At 62.7% G+C, this 24,435-nt stretch carries 22 protein-coding genes; 8 read left to right on the top strand and 14 right to left on the bottom strand.

The window, feature by feature from the left end; all coding sequences use genetic code 11:
• Positions 1-43 precede the first annotated feature (43 nt).
• Entirely contained in the window at positions 44-406 is a 363-nt protein-coding gene (locus Q6D67_RS02075) for a bacteriohemerythrin (protein ID WP_304703864.1), read from the top strand.
• Positions 407-409: 3 nt separating this feature from the next.
• Here the strand turns inward: Q6D67_RS02075 and Q6D67_RS02080 are convergent, their stop codons facing one another.
• From Q6D67_RS02080 to Q6D67_RS02090, 3 genes are all read right to left on the bottom strand, one after another.
• Entirely contained in the window at positions 410-1,639 is a 1,230-nt protein-coding gene (locus tag Q6D67_RS02080; RefSeq protein WP_304703865.1) for an alginate export family protein, read from the bottom strand.
• 58 nt (positions 1,640-1,697) lie between these two features.
• On the bottom strand, positions 1,698-3,437 hold the full coding sequence (locus Q6D67_RS02085; protein ID WP_304703866.1) for a nitrite reductase: 1,740 nt from the start codon (positions 3,435-3,437) through the stop codon (positions 1,698-1,700).
• 85 nt (positions 3,438-3,522) lie between these two features.
• Positions 3,523-5,073, bottom strand: coding sequence for a 4Fe-4S binding protein (locus Q6D67_RS02090; protein ID WP_304703867.1), 1,551 nt, complete (start codon positions 5,071-5,073; stop codon positions 3,523-3,525).
• 103 nt (positions 5,074-5,176) lie between these two features.
• Here Q6D67_RS02090 and Q6D67_RS02095 point away from each other — a divergent pair, with 103 nt between their 5' ends.
• The 3 genes from Q6D67_RS02095 to Q6D67_RS02105 are packed head-to-tail and all read left to right on the top strand — an operon-like array spanning position 5,177 to position 8,057.
• Positions 5,177-5,536, top strand: a complete 360-nt coding sequence (locus Q6D67_RS02095) for a hypothetical protein (RefSeq protein ID WP_304703868.1) — start codon at positions 5,177-5,179, stop codon at positions 5,534-5,536.
• On the top strand, positions 5,529-7,616 hold the full coding sequence (locus tag Q6D67_RS02100) for a TonB-dependent siderophore receptor (protein ID WP_304703869.1): 2,088 nt from the start codon (positions 5,529-5,531) through the stop codon (positions 7,614-7,616). Before Q6D67_RS02095 ends, Q6D67_RS02100 begins: the two co-directional genes overlap by 8 nt.
• 18 nt (positions 7,617-7,634) lie before the next feature.
• Positions 7,635-8,057 (top strand): hypothetical protein, encoded by a 423-nt coding sequence (locus Q6D67_RS02105; protein WP_304703870.1) that lies wholly within the window; start codon positions 7,635-7,637, stop codon positions 8,055-8,057.
• Positions 8,058-8,084: 27 nt separating this feature from the next.
• On the opposite strand, the gene Q6D67_RS02110 is transcribed toward Q6D67_RS02105, so the two are convergent.
• The 4 genes from Q6D67_RS02110 to Q6D67_RS02125 are packed head-to-tail and all read right to left on the bottom strand — an operon-like array spanning position 8,085 to position 12,702.
• Entirely contained in the window at positions 8,085-10,019 is a 1,935-nt protein-coding gene (locus tag Q6D67_RS02110; protein ID WP_304703871.1) for a nitric oxide reductase activation protein NorD, read from the bottom strand.
• A 23-nt stretch (positions 10,020-10,042) separates the two neighbouring features.
• Positions 10,043-10,858: a CbbQ/NirQ/NorQ/GpvN family protein gene (locus tag Q6D67_RS02115; RefSeq protein WP_304703872.1), complete on the bottom strand. Its 816-nt coding sequence runs from the start codon at positions 10,856-10,858 to the stop codon at positions 10,043-10,045.
• The gene (locus Q6D67_RS02120) at positions 10,858-12,201 is read right to left on the bottom strand and encodes a cbb3-type cytochrome c oxidase subunit I (RefSeq protein WP_304703873.1); all 1,344 of its coding nucleotides are present in this window, start codon (positions 12,199-12,201) and stop codon (positions 10,858-10,860) included. Before Q6D67_RS02120 ends, Q6D67_RS02115 begins: the two co-directional genes overlap by 1 nt.
• A 48-nt stretch (positions 12,202-12,249) precedes the next feature.
• Positions 12,250-12,702: a cytochrome c gene (locus tag Q6D67_RS02125; protein ID WP_304703874.1), complete on the bottom strand. Its 453-nt coding sequence runs from the start codon at positions 12,700-12,702 to the stop codon at positions 12,250-12,252.
• 288 nt (positions 12,703-12,990) lie between these two features.
• Between Q6D67_RS02125 and Q6D67_RS02130 the strand changes: the two genes are divergently transcribed.
• Positions 12,991-13,443 carry an Rrf2 family transcriptional regulator gene (locus tag Q6D67_RS02130; protein ID WP_304703875.1) on the top strand — a complete coding sequence of 151 codons (453 nt, stop codon included), beginning with the start codon at positions 12,991-12,993 and terminating at the stop codon, positions 13,441-13,443.
• 102 nt (positions 13,444-13,545) lie between these two features.
• Complete coding sequence (locus Q6D67_RS02135; protein WP_304703876.1) at positions 13,546-14,427, top strand: hemerythrin domain-containing protein; 882 nt, start codon at positions 13,546-13,548, stop codon at positions 14,425-14,427.
• Here the strand turns inward: Q6D67_RS02135 and Q6D67_RS02140 are convergent.
• Both Q6D67_RS02140 and mscL read right to left on the bottom strand, forming a co-directional pair.
• The gene (locus Q6D67_RS02140) at positions 14,419-15,204 is read right to left on the bottom strand and encodes a GGDEF domain-containing protein (RefSeq protein ID WP_304703877.1); all 786 of its coding nucleotides are present in this window, start codon (positions 15,202-15,204) and stop codon (positions 14,419-14,421) included. The genes Q6D67_RS02135 and Q6D67_RS02140 overlap by 9 nt on opposite strands.
• Positions 15,205-15,212: 8 nt before the next feature.
• Positions 15,213-15,668, bottom strand: coding sequence for a large conductance mechanosensitive channel protein MscL (mscL, locus tag Q6D67_RS02145; protein ID WP_370551910.1), 456 nt, complete (start codon positions 15,666-15,668; stop codon positions 15,213-15,215).
• A gap of 184 nt (positions 15,669-15,852) precedes the next feature.
• Between mscL and Q6D67_RS02150 the strand changes: the two genes are divergently transcribed.
• Positions 15,853-17,400 (top strand): succinylglutamate desuccinylase/aspartoacylase family protein, encoded by a 1,548-nt coding sequence (locus Q6D67_RS02150; protein WP_304703878.1) that lies wholly within the window; start codon positions 15,853-15,855, stop codon positions 17,398-17,400.
• Here the strand turns inward: Q6D67_RS02150 and Q6D67_RS02155 are convergent.
• Together Q6D67_RS02155 and Q6D67_RS02160 are read right to left on the bottom strand one after the other, a co-directional pair.
• Positions 17,397-18,593 carry an MFS transporter gene (locus Q6D67_RS02155; RefSeq protein ID WP_304703879.1) on the bottom strand — a complete coding sequence of 399 codons (1,197 nt, stop codon included), beginning with the start codon at positions 18,591-18,593 and terminating at the stop codon, positions 17,397-17,399. The genes Q6D67_RS02150 and Q6D67_RS02155 overlap by 4 nt on opposite strands.
• Complete coding sequence (locus Q6D67_RS02160) at positions 18,593-18,799, bottom strand: hypothetical protein (protein ID WP_304703880.1); 207 nt, start codon at positions 18,797-18,799, stop codon at positions 18,593-18,595. The genes Q6D67_RS02155 and Q6D67_RS02160 overlap by 1 nt, the downstream gene beginning before the upstream one ends.
• 1,085 nt (positions 18,800-19,884) lie before the next feature.
• Between Q6D67_RS02160 and Q6D67_RS02165 the strand changes: the two genes are divergently transcribed.
• On the top strand, positions 19,885-20,700 hold the full coding sequence (locus tag Q6D67_RS02165) for a vWA domain-containing protein (protein WP_304703881.1): 816 nt from the start codon (positions 19,885-19,887) through the stop codon (positions 20,698-20,700).
• A gap of 205 nt (positions 20,701-20,905) precedes the next feature.
• On the opposite strand, the gene Q6D67_RS02170 is transcribed toward Q6D67_RS02165, so the two are convergent.
• The 3 genes from Q6D67_RS02170 to Q6D67_RS02180 are packed head-to-tail and all read right to left on the bottom strand — an operon-like array spanning position 20,906 to position 24,422.
• A complete protein-coding gene (locus Q6D67_RS02170) occupies positions 20,906-21,358 on the bottom strand; it encodes a hypothetical protein (RefSeq protein ID WP_304703882.1) in 453 nt (150 codons plus the stop codon).
• 41 nt (positions 21,359-21,399) lie between these two features.
• Positions 21,400-22,698, bottom strand: a complete 1,299-nt coding sequence (locus Q6D67_RS02175; RefSeq protein WP_304703883.1) for an HlyD family type I secretion periplasmic adaptor subunit — start codon at positions 22,696-22,698, stop codon at positions 21,400-21,402.
• Entirely contained in the window at positions 22,695-24,422 is a 1,728-nt protein-coding gene (locus Q6D67_RS02180) for a type I secretion system permease/ATPase (RefSeq protein ID WP_304703884.1), read from the bottom strand. The genes Q6D67_RS02175 and Q6D67_RS02180 overlap by 4 nt, the downstream gene beginning before the upstream one ends.
• Positions 24,423-24,435 lie beyond the last annotated feature (13 nt).

Below are 24,435 nucleotides of genomic sequence, written 5' to 3' on the forward strand. Positions count from 1 at the left end.
CGGATTCCATGCGCGCCGGTCCGAAACCGGCTATCCTTCAAGCATGAAAAAGACCAGTGCAATCCTCTGGCAGGATGCCCAGCATCAGGTGCTGTTCGAGATCCTCGACCTGATCGCCCAGCCTGACGCGGGCGCCGAGGTCCTGCGGCAGCTGCACGACTACAGCGAGAACCATTTCGCCATGGAAGAGCATTATATGCTCGCCATGGACTATCCCCGGACGACGGACCATATCCGGTCCCACGACCAGTTCCGGGAGGAAATCAGCTCGTTGCTAAGTTTGCAGGTAGACGACCCGGAGTTCCGGGCAGTGGTCTCGACTTTTTTGACCGAGTGGCTGACGCGTCACGTGCTGGGCATCGACAAGGACCTGGAGGCGTTTATCCTCGCCTCCGACCTCAAATAGTGGCTACAGGCGCAATTCCGCAATTAGCCAGGCCTTGTCCGTATCCCGGTAGCCCGACCCTGAGGCTGCGTCGAACAGAGCCAGCTTGAACTGCAGTGACAGGTGCGGGCTGACCTTCCAACCCAGCAGCAGATCCAGTTCCCGCCCCAGGTCGCGGCTGCGCTCGTCGCTGCGGAAGTCGTGGTAGGCGGTGGCCCAGTTGAGGCTGCCGCGTTCACCCGCCAGCCCCAGCCAGGAATCACGCAGGCCTTCTCCGGGGGTGACCAGAAACATGTCCGCCCAACCCTGAAACTTGTGCAGGGTCGCCAGGGGCGTGCGAAAACCGCTACCGTTATCCGCGCCCAGCACCTCGTGTCCGGCTTGCAGGCGCAGCGCAGACAGCGCCAATGTCGCCTCCAGGTTGTGATACTGCGCCCGGTAATTTCCGGGGTTGTCGCCAATGTCCCCCTGGCTTGCCCAGGAGGCTGTCACGCTTAAAGCCTGCCACTCGCCGCTATATTCCAGACCAACGGTTTCGCTGGCATTGGCAACCGTTAACGCGCTGCTGAAATCGCGGCTGGGGTCGATATCGAGATGATAGGCGAAGGCCGCCAGGGTGTGCTTCGGCAGCGGGCTCCAGGTTGTTCGCAGCAAAGCGATTTCACCATCCCAGTCCGCGGACTGTGCGCCATCGTCGGGCCCGAACACCCGCTGTACCCGGTACACATAGCTGCCGTCCAGGGTCGTAGAGCCGCCCTGCCACTGCCAGCGCAGGCCATCGTAGGTCTGTTCGTTCTGGCGCCAGCCGACATTGCCGACGAACCGCTGGTTGGCGTGGAGAATGCGCTGGCGGCCAGCAGTGGCGTGTAACCCGCCGCGCCGATAGTCCAGCTGGGCGCGGTTCACCTCCGTACCCTCCGGGTCCGCCACCACCGGATAACGACCGTGGCCGTTAACGGTGGAATTGTAACGATCATTGCCCAGGGCGGTGACGTCGTCCAGCTCCAGCTCCAGCGCAAACCCCGCCAATGGCGCGGTCGCGAGACTGATCCGCGAACGCAAGGTGGATGCCAGTGCCGATTCCGGCATGCCGTCCTGGTCGACGTGCTCGAGGCGGTAGCGTAAGTTCAGCTCCACGGAACCGTTGCGCACCACGTCCGCAAAGTCGCCAACATCGGGGGCGGTGTTGGCCGCCGCCACGGGGCCTGTGGCGGCGAGGGCAGCGACCCATAAATACCGCTTGAATTTCAGCATGCAGTAACGCAAAAAGGCCTTCCGCCAGAAACGGAAGACCTCCTTGCCGTACCTCCTGTCAGTAAACGTCTCGACGCGTGTTATACACGTTGAACTTGCCGGTCGGTGTCACCAGTCGCGGATCTTTTATCACATGCTTGAGCGTGCGGGTCTTGTCGTCCACCACCACAATCGCGGATACCTGTGACATGCCGTTCCAGACCGAGAACCAGACTTCGTCACCCGCAGCATTGAACTCGGGCTGCACCACCCGCGCCGGGCCTTCGCCCACATCAGCCCACTCAGCGATCGGCAGCACTTCATAGCCGGCGTCGAGATCATCAATGTTGTAGACCGCCACTGACTGGCTCACGCTCTCCTGCGGGTGCAGGGTATTATCGATCCAGAGGTTGCGGGATTCTGGGTGTGTCTTCACGAACAGGGAACCGCCACCCTGAGCCGACAGGGTCCTTACAACTTTCCATGCATGTTGCGGATGCCCTTCAGGATCAGTGCCGATAAAGGTGACGTTCTCATTACCCAGGGCGGAGGTTACCCATACCGGCCCGAATTCGGGATCCGTCAGGTTGGCCCCGCGGCCGGGGTGGGGAATCTTGGTGACATCCACCAGAGCCTCGATTTCGCGCTCCTTGGAGTCTACCACCGCAATCTTGTCAGACTGGTTGGCCGCGGTGAGGAAATAGCGGTGAGTGGAATCCCAACCCCCGTCATGTAGGAAACGGGCAGCCTCAAGAGTGGTCACTGACAGGGCGTCGATGTTGCTGTAGTCCACCAGCAAAATCTTGCCGGTTTCCTTCACATTGACGATGAACTCCGGGTGCTCGTGAGAAGCGACAATGGCCGCAACCCGCGGTTCCGGGTGATATTCCTGGGTACCCACCGTCATACCGCGCGTGGAAACGATCTTTTGCGGTTTCAGATCGGCGCCATCCATCAGCACAAACTGCGGCGGCCAGTAGGCGCCGGCAATGGCGATCTTGTCCTCGTAACCCGGGAACTTGGAGGTTTCAACGGAACGTGCTTCCAGCCCGATCTTCACGGTTGCGACCTGGCGCGGCGGATTCATCCACAGATCGATCATGTCGATCTTGGCATCGCGGCCAATGGTGTAGACATAACGCCCGGAATGGGAAGGGCGGGAAATGTGCACCGCATAGCCGGTCTTCAGCACGGCGATGATGTCCTTGCTGTCGCCATCAATGAGGGCGATTTCGCCTGAATCGCGCAGGGTGACCGAAAAGATGTTGTCAACGTTGTAGTCATGCTGCGGCTTGACCGGCCGGTCTGCCTCCGGAACCAGCACTTCCCAGCTCTCCAGCATCTCGGCCATGCCCCACTCGGGTGGTGCCGGCGGCTCATGCTGCAGGAAGCGCGCCATGATATCGATCTGCTCATCGGTAAAGTCACCGGAGGTACCCCAGTTGGGCATACCCGCCGGGGATCCGTAGTTGATCAGTATCTTGAGGAAGTCGGTGCCGCGCTCCTGGGTGATATCCGGCGTCAGCGGCTTGCCGGTGGCGCCCTTGCGCAGCACGCCATGGCAGCCGGCACAGCGCTCGAAATATAGCCGTGTGGCGATGTCGTACTCGTCCTGGGTCATGTCCGGTGCCCCGGGTGAAATCACCCGCTGGACATCGCCCATGGTTGTCGGCGCGCCTTTATAAGCCATTTCGCCGGGAGTGACACCGGGGTGATCAGTCTCTTCCTGCGCCGCTACCGTGGCTACTCCCAACCCAAGCACGGCGGACAGCAGGCAGGCACTTGCACGTTGCTTCCAGGGGTTTTCAGACAATCTCATTACCAGTTCTCCTTCTCTGCAACGGCAATCGCGCCGATTTAAGATGCATTTTATATTCTTGTTCTATCTCAGGACATGATCCAGGTCAACCCGCTGGTCTTTCCGCGGCGGCATCGGTGGCGATCACAGCGTCGACTCCAGAACGGTTGCCTTCGCGCTTCTTGCGTTTGCGCACCAGCGGTGGACAGCGGTGCTCGTCCCAGTAGGTTACCTGGCACTCGAGGCAGTAATGACACTCGTTGTCGATGATCTCGCCGGTCGGCCTGATGGCACCGATCTGGCATTCATTGGCGCAGGTCTGGCAGGGGTGGCCGCACTCCACCCGCCGGCGCAGCCAGTCGAAGACCCGAAAGCGGGTGACAAAGCTGAGCGCAGCACCCAGCGGGCACAGGTACTTGCAGTAGAACTTGCTATTCAAAACGGTGATCGCCAGCAGCGCCAAAGCGTAGATGACATACAAGGGCGGTCGTTCAAAATTCATGACAAACACGGTCTTGAAGGGTTCGAGCTCCGCCATGCGCGCGGCATTGGCCATCGAATCCAGGGCCAGACCACAGATTGCTATCAGCAACAGGTACTTGATGGCCCAGAGACGCTCATGCAGGGCCTGGGGCAGCATGTAGCCGGCGAAGCCCAGCCGCCGGGAGAGTTTCGAGAGCAGCTCCTGGGCCGCACCGAAGGGGCACAGCCAACCGCAGTAAACACCGCGGCCCCACAGCAGAATACTGAGAGCGACAAAAGCCCAGAGCAGGAACACCACGGGATCCAGCAGCAGGCTGTCCCAGGAAAAGCCGCCGGCCAGGTTGCGGGCGAACCCCAGCAGGTTCACCACCGAAAGCTGGCCGTGCCAGAGCCAGCCGATAAACACCAGGGTAAACAGCAGATATGCCACTCGCAGGCGCTGGAAGAACAGTTTGTGTTGTACCAGCCAGTCCTGCAGGAACAGCACCAGCAGCAGCACCAGCAGCGCCACCGCCAGCACGATCACCCTGAGCTGATGTTGCTGCCAGCTCCAGTGCCAGTCCGGTACCGCGGCAGACGGCGGGGCGGTGACAGCAGCAGCGGCATCAGGTCCCGGCTCGGCAGCGAGCTGCGGCAGTTGTTCCCGGTACGCTGCCAATACCTGTCCCGCAGCCTGGGTCACGGTGCGGGCGATGACCATCGCAGTGATGGTGGCACCACTCAAGCCATCTATACCGACGTATCCCGTGCGCCCGCTCGCACCCACCCGGATCCGATCATCCGCGCGTTTGCCCTCGAGCTGGGCGACAAATGCCTGCAGGTGATTGTCGGTAATACCGACTACGAGAATCGGCTCCTGGTGCGACCTGACCCGCACACCGCGAATCAGGCCGTCGGGAGACAGGGTGACCAGCAGGTTGACGGGTGATCCCGAGTAGGCGGGAATGCGGACAAAATCGTCAGTCTGGAACAAGAGCACACGGTCGCCGCTGGCGTCCACCACCTGGTACAGGCCGGGAACGGCCACCACCGGCTCCAGCGCGGTCGCCGCCGGGAGCAACTGGCGCGCATCGGCCAAAGTAAGGGCCGCCAGCGACGCCGGTGCTCCCAGCAGCAGCCACAACAAGCCAATCAGGCGCAGACAGTTACCGACTGCTTTACGGCGTCTCCGCATCCATCCCCCCCTTTCAAGCCTCTGGCCATCATAGTCAGGCTCTTTTAAGATGCAAATGATGTGCATCATTTTAATGAGGCGGAGTCTGGGGTTTACTGGGCGCATGAAACCGTGGCTGGCAATTTTGATCTTCGCTCCCCTGACGTCGGCGGCGAACGATCTGGTGAACGAGCGCCTCAGCGCATCGGCCGCGGCGAGGGAGGCGCACTGGGGTATCGATTGCAGCGCCACCCTTGTGGCGCTGCGTTCTGCCTCCGCTCACAATGCCGAAATCGAGGACACACTGACAAAATGTCGGTTCATTCACCAGCCTCCGGGGGCCGCGGAGGTAGAGAACTGTCCTGATTTTCGGGCTATTCTCTCTGCCTACCGGGCCAACAACGCCGAGACGCTGCAACATGTACTCCAGAGTTCACAACACTGCCCGGGTACGCAACCCGAAAATGAGCGTGACCATGACTGAACGGGAGCCTCGCAACCAGCGGCCTGGACTGCGGGCACTGGCGTTGGGCTCCCTGCTGCTGGCAGGGGAGCTGGCCGCTGCGTCGAGCGGCAACAATCTTCTGGAAGAAGTGGTGGTGACCGCCAGCCGGGTCAAGGAGCGTCTGCTCGACAGCAGTGCCAGTATCAGCGTGTTGACTGCGGAGGATCTCGCCCGCATGACCGGCAACGGTGTCGCCGACTTCCTGCGCGATGTACCCGGCCTGCAGGTGTCCGACTCCGGCCAGGCCGGCCTCAAGCGTATTCGCATCCGCGGCGAAGCCTCGCGGCGCAGCGCCATCCTCGTCGACAGCCACGAACTGTCCGATCACAGTGAGGTCGGGGCGCCGCTGACGATTCACCCGGACATGCTGGGACGCATCGAGGTGATCCGCGGCTCGGGTTCGGTGCTCTATGGGTCAAAGGCGCTCAGCGGTGTAACCAACCTGATGACGTTGAAGGGTGGCAGCGCTCCACTGCAGGCAACGATAAAGGCCGGCTACGATGGCACCACCGGCGGTGACACCCTGTTTACCAGCCTCCACGGCGCCCAAAATAGCTGGAGCTATCGGCTCGCGGCGGCCAACAGCGAACACGGCCAGCGCCGCACCGCGGCGGGCCGCGCCGAAAATACCGCCTTCGACCACCGCGGCTACTATGGCTTCCTGGAAAAAAGTGCTGGCAGCCACACCCTGGGACTGACCTGGGATCGCTTCGAATCCAGCTCCGAGGTGTTCGTGGAGGACGCGGCGCGGACCACTTTCCCCCTGACCGACTTTGCTCTCAGCACCCCGCGGCGGGACCGGGAGCGTTTCGGTCTCGACTACTATTTCGAGCCCGGGCAGGGTGCGCTGGACCTGCTGACCCTGTCTGCATTCACCCAGGACAGCCTGCGCACCTTTATCAGCAATACCGAAACCGTCTGGTACCAGCGCGACATCGATACCCGCAGCACGCTGCGCAGCGACGGCCTGCTACTGCAGGCGGACTGGCAACCGCTTGGCAGGCACAGCCTGATCAGCGGCTTGCAGTACAGTAATGACAACGTTAGCCAACAGCGCTCGGTTGTTACCCGTTCCTGGGTGCCTGCGGTTGCGGCAACCGGCACAGAGCAAATTGACGACGAAGCGACCATTCGCACTGTGGCTGCTTTTGTCCAGGACCGCTGGGACCTGGGCGATCACCTGACAGCGATTATTGGCGCGCGCTATTACCGGGTGGATGGCAAGCTGGATGCTAGCGATCGCCCCGGGCTGGTGGCCGCAGCGCTGGACTCCGACCGCCACCTGATAGGCTCTGCCGGGCTCAACTGGGCGTCGCAGCCGGACAGTGTCTGGCGCCTCAACGTGTCCGAGGGCTACCTGTACCCCTCGCTGATGCAACTCGCCACCGGAGCCTATGCCGGCTCCAGCTTCGTTAATCCGACGCGCGACCTGAAACCGGAGACCAGCCTCAACTACGAACTCGGCTGGCGCCTGATGAGCGGCCCCTGGACCGTGGACGCGGCCCTGTTCCACAGCGATTCCAGCGACTACATCGATCACCTGTTCTGTCGCCCGCAGGATCAGTGCCTGGACGCGAGCGACAAGATCTATCGCAATATCGGCGCCTCCAGCGCCCGGGGGCTGGAATTGTATCTGGGCTGGCAGAGTCCCGGCGGATGGGCCCGCCCCTATCTCAACCTCACCTGGATGCGGCGCCAGAATGACTTCGGCGACTTCGAAACCTCCGAGACCGGCATCCCCACCGTGGCCGGCCGCGCGGGGGTGGTGCTGGAACCGGGGCCGGCCGGTCCCTGGCCCTCCCTGTGGGCGGACCTGTACCTGCGCGGGGAAAGCGATTCCCGGCTGGAAGAACCGGGCTCGCGCGGAATCGTAGTCAGCGAACGCAGTGGCTGGGCCACCCTGAACGCGGCGCTGGGCATGAACCTGGGGCCCGGGGACAGTCTGCTGCTGGCGCTGGAGTTGAACAACCTGCTGGACCGGCGTTACCGGGAGTCCAGCGAAAATCTGCTGGCTCCCGGCCGCGGAGTCTCACTCAAGGCCACCTGGAATATCAACTGACCAAGGGAGCGCAAACCAGTGAATACGTCAACATCCCACCACAGCGACCCAAGGCTCAGCCGACGCGACAAGGACGCACCGGGGCGAGGCGCCGCGGTCATTATTTACGGCCTCTACCTGGGCGCCATCATGAGTGTGGTCACCCTGCCGCTGGGCGCCCTGGTGGCGCACTACAAGCTGGGACGTGGGGCGGCCTGGGTCGACTCCCATCTGCGTTTCCAGATCATGACCTTCTGGCTGATGCTGCTGGCATCTGCTGCGGCGGTGGTAGTGTGGCAGCTGCTGGGGTGGCTGGCGGTACCGCCGATAACTGCCTGGTCCTTCGGTTACCTCTACATCACCGCCGCCATCGCCTGGTACATCGGCCGCTGCGGGGTCGGCATTCACCGCCTCACCGCCAATGAGCCCATTGCCCGGCCCAACAGACTGCTGTTTGGCTGACCTTGCCCGGGGTCGCGCGTACGCGGCCTACTGTCTCACCAGCTGCCGGTAAATCGCCGGCAACGACGTCGCCAGGTGCTCCGGACGGAACACCACGGCGTAACCACCGCGGCCAAATATGCGCGGGAAGTAACCCTGGGATTCCCGGTCGATGGTTACCGCGAACACCCGCACCCCTGCCCTGCGCGCCTCCAGCACCGCGCGCCGGGAATCTTCCACCGCGTAGCGGCCCTCGTAGTAATCCGTGTCGTTGGGCTTGCCGTCAGTCAGCAGTAACAGCAGGCGGTGACGGTTGCCACAGTCCGCAAGGCCGCGGGTGAGGTGGCGGATCGCGGTGCCCATGCGGGTGTAGTGGCCCGGCCGCAGGGCGGCGATACGCTGTTCCACTGCGCTGCCCATGGGCTCTCGGAAATCCTTCACGGTCGTCAGCCAGACCCGGTCCCGGCGTTTCGAAGTGAAACTGTGTACGCTGAAATCATCGCCACAGGCCGCCAGGCCGTGCGCCAGCACCAGCAGCGCCTCCTGCTCGATATCGATCACCCGGCGGTCGTCGACCCAGGCCTCCGTGGACAGGGATACATCGACCAGGATGGACACAGTGAGATCGCGTTCCAGGTTGCGGGCATCGGCGAACAGGCGGTCACTGCTGGTGCCCGCGGCCTGCTGGTCGGCGTGGGCGCGAACCACGGCGTCGATATCCAGTTCGCTGCCGTCGAGCTGGCCGCGCAGCAACACCCGCCGCGGACGCAGGGCCTCGAACTGGCGCCGCACCCTGCGTATGCGCTGTTGCATGGCCGCATCCGGTTGCCAGGTCTCCGCCGCCGCTTCCTGCTGGCCGGTGAGCACGGTGCAATGGTCCGGCAGGTGCGCCTGCAGGCGGTAATTCCACTCAGGGTAAGTGACCGCTGCCTGGGCGGGCGCACCGGTCACCTCTCCCGGCGGCAGGTCCAACTCCATGCGCAGGCGCGCGGCGGCCTGCTGCCGGTGCGGGCTGAGGGTGATTTCCTCCAGCTGCTCGGCGGCCTTGCCCGCGTTCTCGTCTTCTTCGTCATCCACCAGACGGTTGACGTTGACCATCTCGGCAAAAGACAGCATTTTCTCGAAGCGGTTGAAAATCAGCGAGTCATCGCGGTCCGCCTGGTCCTGGTGCCGGCGGCTGGCCTTACGCTTGCCGCCGCCGTTGTCGCCGCTGGCGGGGGCCTGGTCCTTTTCCTCTTCCTCAGCTTGCTCCGGCACGGCGCGGGTGCCGAGGCTGAAACTGGTGGCCCACAGGGGCACCGGCAGCGGCGGCCGGTAACCCTTGGGGGCTTGCACGCCCGCGACCGGCACCCGGGGGCTGGATACCAGCGTCACCAGCTGTGCCGCCAGTGCAGGCTGCTCGCCCCGATCGCCCAGGGCATGGCGGATAACATATTCCAGCGCACGCTCCGTAGCCGGCAGCTGGCGCCGCGGGCGGATCGCCAGCAGGGCCTCACAGAGGCGCTGGTAGCGGCTGCGAAAACCGGGCAGTTCGTTGCACACGCGCTCCACCGCCAGCAACGCGGAACGCAGTGCCAGCAGGTCGGCCTGCAGAGGGTCTGTGGTGACAGCGAAGGGTTCCAGCGCCGCCGCGTGCGCCGCCAGCCAGAAATAGAGCTCCCGGTTCAGGGCGCGCTCGGGAAACAGGCCAATCACGGGTGGCAGCAACAGGGATTCTTCGTCGATGCGGGCCTGGTCCAGCAGTTCCCGGTCAAAACCGAGGCGCTGGCGCAAGCGCAGGCGGTGGCCGGACTCGCGGGCCGCGATGGCCCCGAGCGCTGCGCTGCCCTCGCCGCCGGCAGCGCGAAAGAACACCGCCAGTACCGGCGCAACCTCCTCCAGGGTGACCTCGGCTGCGGCATGGTGAGGCCAGGAAGCAGCGGCAGACGCCCAGCGATGCCAGTAGCGTCCGACCAGCTCTTCCAGTTCGAGAAAATGCAGCATGGGTTCCGCCCCGGGTTGCCGGTTCAGTCGCCGCCAAAAGCCATGGTGACAAGCTCCAGCAGAGCCTCATGCACGTCGGGCTCGTCAGTCAGCGGTTCCACCAGGGTGGCGCGGGCGGCCTGCATGACCGGCAGTCCCGCCGCGATCAGGGTGGCACAGTAGATCAGCAGCCGCGTGGATACCCCTTCCTCCAGATCCTGCCCCTTCAGCGCCCGCAGGCGGTGCGCCAGGCCCACCAGGGCACGGCAGCGCTCCGCTGCGAGTCCGCTCTCCCTGGACACTATCGCCACCTCCTGTTCTGGAGGCGGAAAATCGAACGTCGCGGAAACAAACCGCTGGCGGGTGCTGGGTTTCAGGGACTTGAGCACATTCTGGTAGCCGGGGTTGTAGGACACCACCAGCATGAACTCCGGCGGCGCCTGCAGCAGTTCACCGGTGCGCTCCAGCGGCAGCAGACGCCGGTCATCGGTGAGAGGATGCAGGATCACGGTGACGTCCTTGCGCGCCTCCACCACCTCGTCGAGATAACAGATGCCTCCCTCGCGCACCGCGCGGGTGAGCGGGCCATCGACCCAGCGCGTCTCTCCCTCCAGCAGCAGGAAGCGGCCTGTGAGGTCGGCCGCGGTCAGGTCATCGTGGCAGGAAACGGTAAACAGCGGGCGCCCGAGTCTGGCAGCCATGTGCGCCACAAAGCGGGTTTTGCCGCAGCCGGTCGGCCCCTTCAGCAGCAGCGGCAGGCCGTGCCGCCAGGCGTGCTCGAACAGTTCACATTCGTCGCCGACCGGCTCGTAGTACGGCAAGGACCCGCTTTCTTCTGCTACCGCCGCGGCCTTCACCATCAGGCTGTGGTCAGGGCAGTGTCGCCCTCGGGCAGTTCTTCACGGGCGGGCCCGAATATCGCATACAGGAACAGTACCGCGGCGACCGCCACCACCATACCGGCACCGAGGCGCATGTAGTAGAACAACACCAACTGCTGCTGCACTTCCATGTAGTTCATACCCATCACCCGCTGCAGGTGGGTCTGCACCACCCCGGCGAACGTCAGGGTAAATGTCATGAAGCACATGGCCGAGGTCATCAGCCAGAAACTCCACATATTGAGAATCTGGTTGAAGGGCTGCAGCCGGCGCAGTTGGGGCATGGCGTAGGTAATGACCCCCAGCACCATCATCACGTAGGCACCGTAGAAGGCGAGGTGGCCGTGGGCCGCGGTAACCTGGGTCCCGTGGGTATAGTAGTTGACCCAATGCAGGGTGTGCATGAAGCCCCACACACCGGCTCCGAAGAAGGCCACCGTGGCACTGCCCAGAGTCCAGAGCATGGCGGTCTTGTTGGGATGATTGCGGCGGCCCTTCCAGAACATGTAGAAGGCAAACATCACCATGGCGAAGAACGGCGCCACTTCCAGGGTGGAAAAGAAGCTGCCGACAGGCTGCCAGTACCCGGGCGCGCCAATCCAGTAGTAATGGTGGCCGGTACCCAGCAAGCCGGAAAACAGCGCCAGGCCGATAATGACGTACAGCCACTTCTCGATGATCTCGCGATCCACCCCGGTGAGCTTGATCAACAGGTAGGCCAGCAGGGACGCCATGATCAATTCCCAGACACCCTCGACCCAGACGTGCACGATCCACCACCAGTACAGCTTGTCCACAGCCAGGTTGGACGGGTTGTAGAACGCGAAGAACCAGAAGATGGCAGCCAGCCACAGGCCCAACATCAGGACGGAATTGATCGCCGTCTTGCGCCCCTTGTACAGGGTAATGCTGGTGTTGTAGAGAAACATCAGGAAGGAGATCGTGATCAGGATCTTGGACCACAGGGGTTGCTCAAGAAATTCCCGGCCCTCGTGGATACCAAACTGGTAGCTGAGGAGAGCGCCGGCGCCCGCCACGGCGAAGATCGCCAACTGCACATAGGCGATCAGCGGGCTGTGAATTTCCCGCTCGGCCTCCTCTGGCAGTAGAAAATAGGTGCAGCCCATGAAGCCCATCAGCAACCAGACGATAAGCAGGTTGGTGTGGCTCATGCGCATGACGTGGAAAGGCACCAGATCCACCATGAACTCTGGCAAAACGTAGACCGTGGCGGCGAGAATGCCAAAGATCACCTGTAACGCGAACAGCGCCATGGCCACGGCGAAAAAGGGTAATGCCACCCGCTGGGTTTCGTATTTCATTGTTTAGTCCTCTGCGTCCTTTCCTGCCCGATCAACCGGGCCCTGTGTTCAGCCCACCGGGTGTGGCGGCCAGCCCTGGGTATTGATCGAGTCGGTCCAGCGGAAAAAGTCCACCAGATCGTCCAATTCTTCTTCGCTTATCTCGAAATAGGGCATCTGCCGGCGCCCGGGCACATTCAGGGGCTGCGCTTTGATCCAGCCCTTGATGCCGGCGCGGGCTCCATCTGGATTTTCCCGGCCGCCATAGCGGGTCCACACATTGCCCAGTTCCGGGGCAAAGTAAGCCCCCTCGCCGAGTATGGTGTGGCAGTTGATACAGCTGTGCTTCTCCCACACATGCTTGCCGGCCGCCACAGATTCCGTGAGCCCCTCCTTGTCGGTAGAGACGTTCACCATGTACCAGTGGCTGTGCGCGGTTAGCCCAGCGAAAACCAGAAAGAAAAACAGCGACCCGCCAAAGAATATATTGCGCGCCGCCGACCGTGTGAGCGAGTCCATCATGCTAAGTTCCCCTTGTGCACTGCAGTCCCCAAAACGGAAAATTGCCGCCAGGCAAGCTATTTATAAGTGGTATACTAAATGCATGTATTTATTTTCACACCTATTTCAGGCCGGCGTCAACCTTGATCGGAGTGCAGGTGCCACAGCGAGCGATGGCGTCGGCGGGACGTTCCCGCTAAGATGCACAGCTCCCAGAATTGCCCGCCATGGTGGTATTTCTATCACCGACTCCCAGCCAACAGTGCCGAGGCCCAGCGCTGTTAACCTCTTTCGAGACAAGACTGACTGATGCGCTTGACCCAATATACCGACTACGCCTTGCGTACCCTTATCTACCTCGCGGTGGGCGCAGGGCGTCGACACACGATCCGCGATGTAGCAGAAGGCTACGCCATCTCGCGGCACCACCTGACCAAGGTTGTGCAGCGACTGCATCACCACGGCTTCGTCGATGCGGCCCGCGGCAAGGGCGGCGGCCTGACCCTGGCCCGTCCCGCTGGAGAAATCGTGGTCGGCGACGTGTTCCGCACGATGGAAACCTCCAGCGCGCTGGTGGAATGCTTTGAGAGCAACGGTGACTGTGCCATCCAGGGCAACTGCGGTCTGGCCCGGGCCCTGCGCGAAGCATTGAATGCGTTCGCAGCGACCCTGGACGACTACACTCTGGAGGACATCGTGGGCGACCGGGAGCACCACCTGCGGACCATCCTGCGTATCCCTGTCGTGGAGCTTGAGCGCTGACCTCACCGCAATCGGCCCATGCGACAGATCAATGTATCAGGACAAGGGAATAGGCTAACCTGTCGGCCAACAAATCCCGATCGTTAACACCGGGGAGCACCGATGAGCGACGAACACACCAGACCACCCCTGATCACCACTCTGCTGGCGGAGCACGAGCACATTGCCCGCATCACGCTGTTGATGGCCGCGCAGTTGGACGCCATTGAAAGTGACACAACGGCCGACAGCCATGTGCTGTACGAGATCATGTCCTACATGGTCACCTGGGCGGATCGCTACCATCACCCGCGGGAGGACCTGATCTATGGACGCGCGGCCGAGCTTGACCGGCAGCTGGCCGATGATGTCGACAGCCTGCAGCGCCAGCACGATGCCATGGCGCACAGCGCGCTGGCGCTGCAGGAGCTGATCGCTTACTGGCGCCAGGGGGCGGCTGACAGCGACGCTGTAGTCAGCGCGGGACGCGCCTACATTGACCACAGCCTGGCCCACATGCGCAGCGAGGAGCAGCTGGTATTTCCCAGAATCGAATCTGTCCTGACACCGGCGGACTGGTTGGAACTGGAACTGGACGACCGCCTGCAGCCCGCCACCGACCCGGTGTTCGGACCAAGAATCGACCGTGAGTTCAGGAACCTGAGACGCAAACTGCGCCGGGGTGCACGCCGGCGCATAGAGCAGGAAGTGCTGGCGGAGTGGACCGGCCTGGAAGCGATAATCGAATCAATGGACGTGCTCGGCAGCGCCAATCACAGCGCGGCGCAGGCCACGGCTGAAACATTGCGCAACTCGCTGCGCGACTCGCTGCGGATCCTGCGCGAGACGCCATTGACCGCCGCGCCACGCTGCGCCATCAACAACACCCGCCTCGGGGGACGCTGGCTGGGCACGGTGGTGGGTATCGCCAGTGACGCCATGACGGACCTGGCACGCATCAATCGCGAAAGACGGCAACAGCTGGAAAAGCTGAAGTCAGCCTGAGAGTGCCGCCGGTACCGGCGGCTTGGGCGATGGATGCCGCTCAGCAGACACTACCCCCTCCACCACGATGCGGTTGCGGCCACTCTCCTTGGCCCGGTACAGCGCGCCGTCCGCAGCGTGATAAAGCGCTTCAGCCGACATATCGGCTGCAAACACCGCCACTCCTATACTGCAACGGATCGCCAGCGGCGGATTCAGCCCCGGGAACTCGAGCGCGGCTACATGCTGGCGCAGACGCTCGGCGATTATCGCCCCGGCACTCAAGCTGGTCATGGGCAGCTGAATGGCAAACTCTTCACCCCCGAGCCGCCCCACGCTGTCCGACCGCCGCAGGCGGGACTGCAGGCTACCGGCGATACTCACCAGCACTTTGTCGCCCACGGTGTGGCCGTAGGTGTCGTTGACCTTCTTGAAATAATCCACGTCCAACACGGCCAGACAGAGCGGCTGCTGGTATCTGGAAGCCATGGCGATATTGCTATCCAGCACTTCGAAAAAGTAGCGCCGGTTGGGAATGTGGGTGAGGTAATCGGTGCGCGACTCCTGCCGCAACAAGGCAGTAAGCAGCCGCTGGCGACGATACAGCACCAGCACGACAGTCAGCGTAAGCGCCATCATTGCCAGCAGCACGGTCAGGGTTGTTTCGGTGACGGTAGCGCCCAACAGTTGTTGCGCCCCCGCCACGGGCGTAAAAAGGGTGAGCGGCAGCGAAAGCCAAAGCCCTGCACCGCGGCTGTGGCGCGCCCGTTCCGCTATGTCCACCACCCTGTCGGCCACCTGCGGGCTCAGGCTGCTTCCAGATTGGACGTGCAGTGGCTACAGCGAGTGGCCCTGATCGATATGTTGGAAAAGCAGTAAGGGCATTCCTTCTCGCTGGGTGCCGCGGGCGGGGTCTCTTCCTCGCGCTGCAGTCGGTTAATACCGCGAATCAGCAGAAACACGGCAAAGGCCACGATGAGGAAGCTGATCACGGCGTTGATAAACAGGCCATAGCTGACGGTAACAGCCCCTGCCGCCTGGGCACTGGCCAGTGTGGCATAGGGTCCTGCAATAGCGCCCTGTTTCAGAGTGATGAACAAATCGGAAAAATCCACGCCCCCCACCAACAATCCGATCGGCGGCATCAGTACATCGGCGACCAGGCTTTTCACGATGGTGCCAAAGGCGCCGCCAATAATGATCCCCACAGCCATGTCGACGACATTGCCGCGCATCGCAAATTCCTTGAATTCCCTGAACATCGCATTTCCCCGGGTTTGTTCTGGATAGCTGCAGAGCCGATTCTTCACGCCTGGTTCGCGTCTGGGCCGTCGCTTGACTTATTTTGCATTGCGGCGAAGGAAACACAAGCACATTGTCGATCTCCACCTGTCCAGAGCGGCAAATCTGCTAGAATGGCCGCTACTTCCAGACAGGAGCCCTGTTTTGCCGCGCCCCAAGCACAGCAATTCCCGCAAAGACAGTACCACGGGACGGCTGCTCACCCTCGCGCTGATGTCGCTGCTGTTGGCTCCAGGGTTGATCCGGGCGCAGGCACCTGAAGCGGAGGCTCCAGTCGTGGTTGAAGTCGACATATCGTCGGATGCGGCAGAAACTGCGGCTGCAACTTCCGAACCAGAACCTGAGCCAGAACCTGAGCCAGAGCCAGAGCCAGAGCCAGAGCCAGAGCCAGAAGCGGAGCCGGTAGCTGGAGAAGCGGACACCGAAGCGCTGGAGCAGGAGGCGGGCGAGGCAGACCGGGAGGAGCTGCCCAAGGCGCGCAACATGCCGCTGGACGAACCGATCGCATCCCCACCGATACCAGAGATCACGGTAATCAATGAGCCGGAAGCGGGTCAGGACCTGGTTTTGCTGGGTACCGAAGTGCCCCCGAGGACCTCAACCCGGCTGGCCTGGGCTCCGACGCAGTCGTTCGAGGGCATTTACATCGCCACCCCGGTACTGGTGGTCAACGGTGTTGAGCCGGGGCCCACCCTGTGCCTGACAGCGGCCCTGCATGGCGACGAGCTCAACGGCATCGAAACCGTCCGCCGGGTGCTGTACAACCTGGATCCCGGCAAGCTCAAGGGGGCGGTGATCGGCGTGCCCATCGTCAACCTGCAGGGTTTCCATTCCGGCTCGCGCTATCTCAGTGACCGCCGCGACCTCAACCGCTACTTCCCCGGGGACCCCAGCGGCAGCTCCGCCTCGCGCCTGGCCTACTCCTTTTTCCACGAAGTGATCGCGCACTGCAGCGCGCTGGTAGACCTGCATACCGGCTCCTTCTATCGCACCAACCTGCCGCAACTGCGCGGCGACCTCGGCGACCCCAGGGTTGTGCAATTGACCAAGGGCTTTGGTTCTACCGTGGTGGTGCACAGCGAGGGTACCTCCGGCACCCTGCGGCGGTCCGCCGTAGAGGCCGGGATCCCGGCCGTGACCCTGGAAGCAGGCGGCCCGTCGGTACTGGATGAAGATAGCGTCAGCCATAGCGTCAAGGGTGTCCGCACCCTGCTCAACCATCTTGGCATGACCACCCGCTTCAGCCTCTGGGGCGATCCGGAGCCGGTGTACTACAACTCGGCGTGGCAGCGAGCGCCGGTGGGCGGTATCGTGTTCAGCCGCGTCGCGTTGGGGCAATCCGTCAGGAAGGGCGACGTACTGGGCACCGTGACCAACCCCATCACCAACGTCCGCACCCGCATTGTCTCCAGCTACAACGGCCGCATCATCGGTATGGCGCTGAACCAGGTGGTTCAGCCCGGCTTTGCCACCCACCATATCGGTATTGCTCCCCCCAAGGGCCAGGTCAGGCCGCCGGCCTCTGTGGCTGCCGGGGAAGGTGCCGTCACCGGGACAGCTGCAGACGGCGACAATGGGTCCCGGGAAAGCGCAACACAAGAGGCTTCCGCGGCGGAGGCAGCCGGTGAGAACGACCATTCAGTGCCGCTCGACGCGACCGAAGAGGAAGACGAGGATCTGGAGGAAGACTAGCGCCTGTGGCGGCGAGTCACGAACCGCCCGCCAGCATCCAGATCCAGCACCAGGCGTCGGCCCGCCAGCAATGCAAGGCCGACAGCCATGGCAACCACCGCCGTCAGCGCCGCCCATATCACGGTCAACGACGCATTGAGCTGCAGCATGATACCAACCCCCAGGGGGCCCAGTGCGGCCAGACAATAACCTATACCCTGGGTCATCCCCGAGAGCTGACCGGCCACCGCCGGATTGGCGCTGCGCAACACCAGCAGGGTCAAAGCCAGACTGAAGCTGCCACCCTGGCCCAGACCCAGCGCGACCACGCCGGGCCAGCGCAGCGCGGGCGGCCCCTGCAGCAGGCAGTAGAAGCCGATGCCGATCAGCAGCAGCAAAAAAACCAGCGCCGGGCGCTGATCGCGACCCAGGCGCGCCAGCCAGGGTGCGGCCAGAGCCGCGAATAGCTGCACAAACACTGAAGCTCCTAGCAACAAACCCGCCTCGGCCTCGCCGACCCCGCGCCGTTGCAACAGGACTGGCAACCAACCGAACACAATATAGGCCAGGGATGACTGGGAGCCCATCAGCAGGGTCACCTGCCAGGCCAGGGGCGACCGCAACAGGCCACGCCCCGGGCTGGACTGCTGCCGCGCCAGGCGATCCGGGACCGGATGCGGCGCACTCAGGCGCCAGCACACCAGGGCGAACAGGGCCAGCAGCGACCAACTGGCCAGGCTGCGCTGCCAACTGCCCAGCCATTCAGCCAGGGGAATGCTGAGGCCGGCGCCCAGAGCACCCCCCAGGCACAGCGCCATGGTGTAAACGCCGGTCATGAGGTCTGCTCCACGCGGCAGGTCGCGCTTCACCAAGACCGGCAGCACGGTGCCGGCAATGCCGATAGCGGCACCGACCAGGGCGGTGCCTGCGTACAGGGGCCAGATATTGGCGCTGGCCCGCAGCGCCAGGGCCGCAGCCAACAGCAGCAGGGCCAGGGACAGGGTCCGCTCGATCCCGATACGGCGCGACAGCCAGGGCGCCAGTGGCGCGAACAGGCCCAGACAAAGCACTGGCAGCGTGGTCAGGGCTCCGATCGCGGCCGCCGACAGTCCTGTCTCGGACTGCACACGGGCTAAAAGCGGGGCCAGGGAGGACAGCGCCGGGCGCAGGTTCAGGCCCACCAGTACCAGCAACACGATCAAGCCGACGCGCACTAACGCTGCTCCGCGAGTTGCATGGCGATCTGGTCCTCGATGAGGGAACGTGCGCTAACGTTGCTTGCAGGCTGCAGCCGGGTCTCACCGATGCGGATCTCGTTGCCGGGCATTCGCGACAGGGCCTCCGCGTTCTCGCCCACCAGGCTGGCCCGCTCCCACTCCAATTCGGTCAGCTGCTCAAAGCCGCCACCGGATATCGGCATGATACGGGATTCTTTACCGCTTAGGTTCACTTGGTCAGTATCCCGAAGGCCGGGCAGTGGTGATTCATGCTCCCGGCCTCGGGGTGTTTCCCCCATGTCGCTCCGGGCCCGCCGTCTAGCTTTTTGTGTTGGTATTCGGCCTCCTCACGCTCAAAACGTTCTTGCGCTCGCACCCCAGTCTTCCTTTTTGCTTCAGCCACCGCTACAAGCCGGGTTTCGCGTCGGGCAATCTCAGCGGGAAGATCCACGCCTTCAGCAAACGGCACCTGATCTGCTTCCTCCGCCACTGCGGCGAGTGCTCTCACTTCCGGCTCGAGTTGTGCTTCAATCTTCTATGCTGCGATTATAAGATTCCCCATCATTGTATCCTGATCATTAACTGTGGCCCTGATTATCCCACTTCGAGAGTGTGTGGTTAAGTCCGAAGGCTGCGAGGCCCTGTAGGATCGGGTCCGTAAAGCTGTGTGCGTGCAGCACGGCATTCTTCTCCCGCAGCAGCCGCGAATATGCGCCTTCAGGTCGTCTTCCTGTAGCGCACCAAGTTCACTGTCCCGGGGGCACGGCGTTCAGGTGCTCGCGCAGCACGCGGTGGACGGCGGTCCGGTTGGCTTCCTGTCTCTATACAGCAGTTACATCCGAAACCTTCGCCTCAAGCCTCATGTCACGATAATATCAAAGCGTGTCACCCACAATGACCGGTTTGGAGCGCCCTCCGTTCCGAAATCAGGCACAGGCAACAGCGGTAACTTATTTTCACTAGATATGGCGGGGGCGGTTGCAGCCGAACGCCACAATCGTCGCTGAGCGATGCTCGCGGACCATCGGTGCCAAACTCTGCCGATTGATGATCGACTCAGACTGTCGGCTTTCTTTACAGTTCCTTATTTAGCCCAATCCCCCAGCACCTCTTATCGGAAATAACGTGCTAATAAATAAAAATAATCTCCAGTTTGGCCTTGATTTTGCTACGTTTAGGTTGCCCGCATGAGCGTGAGTACAATTTTGCTGGAACAGGCGGGTGGAAAGAGTCTCGCATCTATTATCGCTCTTTCCCAACATTCTCAAACAAATTGGAGAAGCGTCTCATGACTTTATTCAGAAGACTTTTAGCCCCGCTGCTTGTCGGACTTGCTGCGACACTGGCAACCGTGTCGTCGGCATGGGCAGCGCCCTTTCAACTAGGCTTCGCCCTCGACGGATCGGGAAGCGTGTCCACATCTAACTACAACCTACTAAGGTCCGGCCTGAGCAACGCAATGGCTGCCATTCCGGCAGACGGGACCATCGAGATCACGGTGGTGACTTACGGCAGCTCCGTAAGCACCGTGGTTTCCCCCACCATCCTGACCGCTGCCAGCCTGCAAGGTATTCAAGTCAACATCGTAAACCATACTAAAGCGGGTGGAGGAACCAATACCGCCGCAGCGATTGACTCGTTGACCGCCCTGATGACGGGGTCTTCGGTATTTCAGGAACCAGATGTCACGTCAATAATCAATCTGGCGACTGACGGTTTTCCAAATAGTCAATCAGCGGCCGAAGCCTCAGCGCAAGCCGCTGCCGCGGCCGGGATCGACGCGCTCTCCATTGAGGCCATAGGGTCCGGGGTGGCAAGCCAAAGTGCGCTCAGCAATCTGTCTCAGATTGCATTTCCCGATCCGGTATCGATTTTGGGCGTCAACACAACCAATATCCCTAACCCGCTCAACGGCAGTTTTGTGGTACCCATCAGCGATTTCAACTCACTGGAACCGGTTATTTTGGCCAAGGTGATCGCTTCGGTAACCCCCAACCCTGATCCGACACGCGTGCCCGTGCCCGGCACACTGCCGCTGTTCTTGATCGGAACGTTGATCGCCGCGTTGCGTTCAGGCAGGATGACCGTGAGAGCAGCGGTCTGAAACGCCAGAAGTGTTGCCCGCAAGGGCAACACTTTTCCCGCCTCCCTGCCTGCAGGCTCGTAGAGTTTGCGGGACAGTCAGGCTCTCGCCTCGTTTACCTTATTCAATCCCTCATGGGAGATGCCAACGTGAAAACCGTTCTTCTCAGAATCCTATGCCTGACTGCCTTGATCGGCGCAGCTCCAGCAACCTTTTCTGCCGAATCTTACAATGGGCGGATGCCGGCGGAATGCGTTTTGAAGGATCGAAGTTCAGAGGTGGCACTGGTAATCTGCACTCCGGAAGCCGGAGACTCGATCTGGCGTGAAGCTGGCCAAGCCGCCTGTGGCACAGACCTCATGTGTAACGTATGGATATGGAACGGTGAAGAAAAGGCTCCCGACGCTGCACCCGCAACCGACACCGATTTGGGAGAGCAGTATACCGGCACGGCGGTCGCGGTATGGGTCAATGACTCGCAAACGCTGATCGCGCTCAGGCGCGTCCGGTAATCGGCCAGGTTCTCTTTTTTCCACTGGTCCGGACAAAAAGCATGAAATGGCCGCCTGATGGCGGCCTTTCTATGCTGATGCATCCGTGCCAGCAGCGGGGCCAGGGAGAACAGCGCCGGCCGCAGACTCAGGTCCAGCAATACCAGCAATACCAGCAATACAATCAAGCCGACACGTATTAACTGTGCTCCGCGAGTTGCATGGCGATCTAGTCCTCGATGAGGGAACGTGCGATAACGTTGCTTGCAGGCTGCAGCAGGTATTGCAGCAGGGTGCGAGTGCCGGTGCTGACCAGCACTTCCGCGGGCATACCCGGGAGCAGGCGAACATGGGGCATGCGCGCCAGACTGGCAGGATCCACCTCCACCTGCGCCAGGTAGTAGGGCGCGCCGCCGGACTCCCGCACCAGCCGGTCCGCGGAAAGATTTATGATCGTCCCCTCGGCAACCAGGGTAGTCGCGCTCTTGAACGCGCTGAACCGGATCCGCGCGTGATCGCCGGCGCGAACCCGATCTATATCCTGCGGTGCAATTTCCGCTTCGATTATCAGCTGTAGCTGCTCGGGCACAATATCCATCAGCGCCGTTCCCGGCCGTATCACACCACCGACGGTGTGCACTGCCAGGCCGAGCACGACGCCGCTTACCGGAGCCCGGATGACGCCGCGAGCCAGGCGGTCTTCCAGCGCGCGCAGACGCTCGCCGAGATCGTAGAGCTTGGCTTGCACTGTCTCCAGCTCATTCACGATCTCGGTGTGCCGATGGCGGTCCAGCTGGATAATCTGCAGCCGGGTCTCACCGATGCGGATCTCGTTGCCGGCAATTCGCGACAGGGCCTCCGCGTTCTCGCCCACCAGGCTGGCCCGCTCCCGCTCCAACTCAGTCAAACGCTGTTTGCCGGTAAAGCCCTGTTCCTGCAGGCGCCGCAGATCGCGCATCTCGGTGTCGAAGGATTCCAGCAAACGCGCGTTGCTTTCGCGCACCGCCCGAATGCCGTCGCTTTGGGAACTGAGTTGCTCTATGCGCTGCTCCAGCACTTCGCGCTCGCCGGCGGTCGCCTCGCGACGGGCATTGAACACCGCGTTCTGGCCGGCGATGGCCGCGTCCACGCGCGAATCCTGCATTGCAGTGAATTCAGGCGGATAGACTACCGCATCGAGGTCATCCCGCTCCGCCAGCAGGCGCGCCTCCAGGGCCTGGAGGCTGACATACTGGCCCCGCAGCATGGAACGCTCCGCCTCCAGTTGCGTGGTATCCAACCGCACCAGCGGGTCGCCGGCGCGAACGGTACTGCCTTCAGCCACCAGGATCTCCTCGACGATCCCCCCCTCCAGGTGCTGCAGGGTCTTGCGGGAGTCCTTGACCGTGACCACACCCGGCGCCAGGGCCGCGCTCTCCAGCGGCGCCAGGCTGGCCCAGCCGCCGAAAACCACAAAGGTAACAAACACAACCAGCATACCAATCATGCGGTAGCGGCGATCAGAGCTCTCGGGAACCGCGCTGTTCATGGCGCAGCCGCTCCCGCTTGACGCTTGGCCTGGGCCTGCTTGCGTCCCGCTTCCATCTGCTGCAGCACCTCGGCCTTGGGCCCATAGGCGACGATAGCGCCCTCCCGCATCACCAGTAACTTGTCCACCGCCGCCAGGATGGTATTGCGATGGGAAATCACAACGATAGTTGCGCCGCGCCGTTTTTCTGCCTGCAGGGCGGCAATCAGCGCGCGCTCGCCCTCGTCATCCAGGTTGGAGTTGGGCTCATCCAGCACCAGCAACTGGGGGCTACCGTAGAGCGCGCGGGCGAGAGCCACGCGCTGGCGCTGCCCCGCCGAGAGAGCGCTGCCGGCATCGCCGATATCCATGTCGTAGCCCAGTGGCAGGCGCAGGATGGCCTCATGCACACTGGCCAGTTTGGCCGCCGCTACGACGCTGGCCGGATCCACTTCGCCGAAGCGGGCGATATTGGCGCTGACTGTGCCCTCAAACAGCTCCACGTCCTGCGGTAGATACCCTACATGCGGGCCCAACTCGGCACGGTCCCAGCTGAACACCTCGGCCCCGTCGAGCCGCATCTTGCCGGAGGTCGTCGGCCAGATCCCCAGCATGGTGCGCACCAGTGAAGTCTTGCCGGAGGCGCTGGGGCCGATAATGGCGACGGCGTCGCCCCGCTCGATGCGGAAGTTGGCATTGCGCACCACCATTACGCGCTTGCCGGGCGGGGCAATGGAGACGTTCTCCGCGGTGATAACGCCCTCCGGCGCGGGCAGCGACATGCGTTCGCGGCGCGGAGGGATGCGCTGCAGCGCCCCCTGCAGGCGCCGGTACTGCAGGCGCGCCTGCACCCACTGGCGCCAGCCGCCGATCAGCTGGTCAACAGGCGCCAGCGCGCGCCCCAGCAGGATTGAGCCCGCGATCATGACCCCGGGAGTGATGCGCTGTTCAATCACCAGCCAGGCACCCAGCCCCAGCACCAGCGACTGCACCGCCAGGCGGAAAACCCTTGAAATGGACCCCAGCATGGCGCCGCGACCGGCGGCCCGACCGTGGGCGGAGAGCAGGGTGTAGTGGCGCTGCCGCCAGTGGCGCCGGATGTCACCGAGCATGCCCATGGACTCCACCACCTCGGCATTGCGCAGATTGCGGGCGACAAAGGCGTTGCTGTCCGCGGTCGCGTCGCTGACTTCCTGCAGGGGCTGCCGGCTAACCCGGGCATTGAGCAGCGCCAGCACTACCAGTACTACGGCGGATAGCAGCCCCGCCAGCCCGAACAATGGGTGCAGGAGGTACATGACGAAGAGGTAGACAGGCAACCAGGGAACATCGAACAGCGCATTGGGACCCGGGCTGGCCAGATACTGGCGCAGGCCCGCGAGATCTCCCAGCGCCTGGCCCTGGGCTGAACGACCACCGGTGTACAGCGCCTCCCGGAAGGAGACATCGAACACCCGGTCATCCAGCGCCAGCTCCAGCCGCAATCCCAACTTCAATAAAATCTGCGAGCGAACCCATTCCAACGCGCCGATGGTGACGAACAGGAACAGCACCACCAGGGTCAGCATCACCAGAGTCGGCACGCTGGCGCTGGTTATTACCCGGTCGTACACCTGCAGCATGTAGATTGCGGGCGCCAACAGCAGCAGGTTGATACACAGGCTGAACACACCCAGCGCCAGCAGGGAGGGACGGAAGCTTGCCAGCGCCTGGTACAGCTCGGAGCTTGGGCGGGAAGTCGTCACATCAACTGGAAAC

Origin of the sequence: Haliea sp. E1-2-M8 (assembly GCF_030649675.1) — a bacterium.
In the GTDB taxonomy this organism is placed as follows: Bacteria; Pseudomonadota; Gammaproteobacteria; order Pseudomonadales; family Halieaceae; genus Haliea.

What these genes read in the sequence shown, in the direction of transcription:
- Q6D67_RS02075 (WP_304703864.1), top strand. Translation starts at nt 44, where the DNA reads ATGAAAAAGACCAGTGCAATCCTCTGGCAGGATGCCCAGCATCAGGTG.
- Q6D67_RS02080 (WP_304703865.1), bottom strand. Translation starts at nt 1,639, where the DNA reads ATGCTGAAATTCAAGCGGTATTTATGGGTCGCTGCCCTCGCCGCCACA.
- Q6D67_RS02085 (WP_304703866.1), bottom strand. Translation starts at nt 3,437, where the DNA reads ATGAGATTGTCTGAAAACCCCTGGAAGCAACGTGCAAGTGCCTGCCTG.
- Q6D67_RS02090 (WP_304703867.1), bottom strand. Translation starts at nt 5,073, where the DNA reads ATGCGGAGACGCCGTAAAGCAGTCGGTAACTGTCTGCGCCTGATTGGC.
- Q6D67_RS02095 (WP_304703868.1), top strand. Translation starts at nt 5,177, where the DNA reads ATGAAACCGTGGCTGGCAATTTTGATCTTCGCTCCCCTGACGTCGGCG.
- Q6D67_RS02100 (WP_304703869.1), top strand. Translation starts at nt 5,529, where the DNA reads ATGACTGAACGGGAGCCTCGCAACCAGCGGCCTGGACTGCGGGCACTG.
- Q6D67_RS02110 (WP_304703871.1), bottom strand. Translation starts at nt 10,019, where the DNA reads ATGCTGCATTTTCTCGAACTGGAAGAGCTGGTCGGACGCTACTGGCAT.
- Q6D67_RS02115 (WP_304703872.1), bottom strand. Translation starts at nt 10,858, where the DNA reads ATGGTGAAGGCCGCGGCGGTAGCAGAAGAAAGCGGGTCCTTGCCGTAC.
- Q6D67_RS02120 (WP_304703873.1), bottom strand. Translation starts at nt 12,201, where the DNA reads ATGAAATACGAAACCCAGCGGGTGGCATTACCCTTTTTCGCCGTGGCC.
- Q6D67_RS02125 (WP_304703874.1), bottom strand. Translation starts at nt 12,702, where the DNA reads ATGATGGACTCGCTCACACGGTCGGCGGCGCGCAATATATTCTTTGGC.
- Q6D67_RS02130 (WP_304703875.1), top strand. Translation starts at nt 12,991, where the DNA reads ATGCGCTTGACCCAATATACCGACTACGCCTTGCGTACCCTTATCTAC.
- Q6D67_RS02135 (WP_304703876.1), top strand. Translation starts at nt 13,546, where the DNA reads ATGAGCGACGAACACACCAGACCACCCCTGATCACCACTCTGCTGGCG.
- mscL (WP_370551910.1), bottom strand. Translation starts at nt 15,668, where the DNA reads ATGTTCAGGGAATTCAAGGAATTTGCGATGCGCGGCAATGTCGTCGAC.
- Q6D67_RS02160 (WP_304703880.1), bottom strand. Translation starts at nt 18,799, where the DNA reads ATGCCGATATCCGGTGGCGGCTTTGAGCAGCTGACCGAATTGGAGTGG.
- Q6D67_RS02165 (WP_304703881.1), top strand. Translation starts at nt 19,885, where the DNA reads ATGACTTTATTCAGAAGACTTTTAGCCCCGCTGCTTGTCGGACTTGCT.
- Q6D67_RS02175 (WP_304703883.1), bottom strand. Translation starts at nt 22,698, where the DNA reads ATGAACAGCGCGGTTCCCGAGAGCTCTGATCGCCGCTACCGCATGATT.